Raw genomic sequence first — 2,889 nt, 5'->3', positions numbered from 1 at the left:
CATCGGAGTGTGGCGCAGTTTGGTAGCGCATCTGGTTTGGGACCAGAGGGTCGTAGGTTCGAATCCTATCACTCCGACCATTTTATTAGAGCCTTACAGGCTTTTTTTTATGCTTTAAATACGACATTTGTTGTTTATTTCTCTATATGTGTTTTAATAACAATGTAAGTAATTAACAATGATGTTAGCACTATGAGCGCCTGTAGCTCAGTTGGATAGAGCATCTGCCTTCTAAGCAGGTGGTCGCAGGTTCGAATCCTGCCAGGCGCACCACTTTCGCCTGAGATTTAATACCTATATGTATAGGTTAAGTTAGGCCTGTTAGACACTGCACACTCAATACTCTCTGTGTTGATTATGGCGGATGTAGCTCAGTTGGTAGAGCCCCGGGTTGTGATCTCGGTTGTCGCGGGTTCAAGTCCCGTCATTCGCCCCATTTATTTTCTTATTTTTACCTCTTTTTTTATATCAATTCATATTATATTGATTTATCAATACTGCAATTTTCTTTATACCTATTGTTTCTTCTTAAATAAAACTATCTATTACTAATCTTGACATTGTCTAGGTTGGTTTTTTTGCGTTAAAGTCTTTATTAATTAGTATTACTTTTGAACTGTCTCGATCTATTTATGATAGGCGTGCTACCAAACTGCCATTAAAGTAAGATGTTCAGTTTTGGCAATAATGCTATGATAAAGGAATCTTAAAGAGGGAAGATATAAAAATTATGCCAAACCAGTCTGTGACGATTACAGCTCGTATCCTATCTAATGATGAAGCCACTTCTCAATCTGCCTCTATACCATTAAACGAGCAACCTACAATTGCTAAAACGAGTGCTCAGGATGAGCCGATGCCCATGCCGAATAGCAAAGCTGAGTTGATTGGTTTATATCAAAACAAACCTTTTGAGATTAATAATTCTGTTCAAGCCAAAGATATGGAACAAGTAGCAGAACAGCGTGTTGCTTTATATCAAAATCAATTAAGACGAACCGAAATTTTTTATACCATTAACCCCTCAATGCGACCTACCTATATGGTACAGGCCTTAAAGACACAGTTTGTCGAATATGAGCATTATCAAATGGCGCGAGCTCTTGATCAAAGGGGTATTATTGATTTTGATAAAAATGAAATGATGTGGCAGCAGTTACACATAGTAGATGACCTAATTATCGATATCGTGCATCATATGCCGGCACAGCAACCTGTTGGTTGGCAACTGACCTCAGTCAGTAAAAATCATTTAAAACTGCCTACAATAGGCCGACTAAGAGACGATGAAACGGTTGCCGACCAAGCCAGCCTAACCAGCTATGTACTAGGTCACTTTGGGGTGATGAGCTATACATATGACCGTGCGTATTTTATAGGCCATGTGCTGGGTTATCTTTTTTGTTGCTATTATTTGGCTCATTTATCTATTGCTTACGGCGTCACTCCTTTGCCTGAGTCAGCAGTGGCAAATTATAAATATGCTTCACTCGAAACTCCTAAATTGGTAAGACTGATGCACAGTGTTGATGTATATTGCAAGCGTCGTATCTATCAGTTGGCAATACTATGTGCCCAGCTGAGCTGTTATCAACTTGATAAGTATATTGAAAAAATGCTTATTACTGAAGTCAATGAGTTCGATAAAAAACAACAAATAGAGCATTTAGATGCCTTACTGATGAATGGAATTATGCCAGATATGCCTGATACCGTAGATTTAAAAGATTTTCCTGGCGCATTTGGTGATGATGGAACGTTCTAAACTTGAATGGCGCTCATATAGAAGCAATACTATACAAACAATGCTGTTGAATTTAGGGCTACTCGTTTTATAATATTTTCTCTTTATGGCTTTCCCTGCATCTGTGCTTATGACGTTTTTATTTAAGCCAAGTCATCTTTTTTATTAAGTAACTGCAATGAAAAATTCTGTAAAAATTAAAGACACAATCTCTACTCAAATCATCAAAAAAAGCCAAATGTTGTCAGTAAAAAATGAGGGTTATTCTAAAGCTAAACGTATTATAGATATCGCTCATAAGACCTTAGCTGTTTCTTTAGTGCTAGCAGTAAATGTTGGGTTTAGCGCCGTATCAGGTAGTGGCCAAGCTAAGGCTGCAGGATTAGCAGATCTATTTAATGATGCTGAGGTTCAAGGCGGGGAGCAAAAGTTCTTAAAAGTGGAGCAGGCTTTTAATGTTCAACCTAGCCAAAGCGGTAATAAAATTAATATTGCTCTAAAAATCACGCCAAAGTACTACTTATACAAAGATAAATTGATTTTGAAACTACCGGATGGGGTAACGGCTTCTGCTATTAAATTTTCGCAGCCTTCGCAAACTATCGATGATCCCTCTTTTGGTAAAGTAAATGTATTTAAGCAGCTACAACTTACGGCTACAACTACTTTAACCAATACTACGGCTAATGCAATCAATCAAGATATTACTATAAGTTGGCAGGGTTGTGCGGAAGCTGGTCTGTGTTATCCGCCGCAAAAAGAGACATTATCTATAAGTCTGCCAGCAGGAACAACTAAAGCAGTTGAGCCAAGGCAAAACACTACGAAAACTTCAAAAACTAATCAAGTTGAACAAACACCTAATGATTCAAAGACCAATAATGCTTCGAAGTTAGCCGCTAATGAGAGTCAAGTAAAAGCAGTCACAGCCTCTTCAAACGACAATAACTTAACCCAATCAGGACAACAGCAAGGACAAGCCGCTACAAGTGCCATAACAGTTACCGATGATTCTATAGATGAAGGCTCATTAGCAAAGAGTGATAGCTTAATTAATAATGACAAGGCTCAAGATAGTGCCAAGCTAGATACTCTTCAAGATCAAGATCAGGCTAGTACTAATGCTAATGCTAATGCTAATGCTA

Annotated in this window: 2 protein-coding genes and 3 tRNA genes; all 5 read left to right on the top strand. The window is 38.1% G+C overall.

Translation table 11 applies throughout. The features are described 5' to 3' along the window. Positions 1–3: 3 nt before the first annotated feature. Positions 4–80: transfer RNA gene (locus QZ265_RS09255), tRNA-Pro, on the top strand. 116 nt (positions 81–196) lie between these two features. Then, positions 197–273, top strand: a tRNA-Arg gene (locus QZ265_RS09250). Between the two features lie 87 nt (positions 274–360). Further along, positions 361–436 (top strand) — tRNA-His (locus QZ265_RS09245). 294 nt (positions 437–730) lie between these two features. Further along, positions 731–1,765, top strand: coding sequence for a hypothetical protein (locus QZ265_RS09240; RefSeq protein ID WP_296405545.1), 1,035 nt, complete (start codon positions 731–733; stop codon positions 1,763–1,765). Positions 1,766–1,922: 157 nt separating this feature from the next. Beyond that, a partial coding sequence (locus QZ265_RS09235; protein WP_296405543.1) for a protein-disulfide reductase DsbD N-terminal domain-containing protein occupies positions 1,923–2,889 on the top strand: 967 nt, incomplete at its 3' end.

Origin of the sequence: Psychrobacter sp. (assembly GCF_018260395.1) — a bacterium.
Taxonomy (GTDB): domain Bacteria; phylum Pseudomonadota; class Gammaproteobacteria; order Pseudomonadales; family Moraxellaceae; genus Psychrobacter.
The sequence above is the reverse complement of the archived record's forward strand: the minus strand, read 5'-3'. Positions and strand labels throughout refer to the sequence as shown.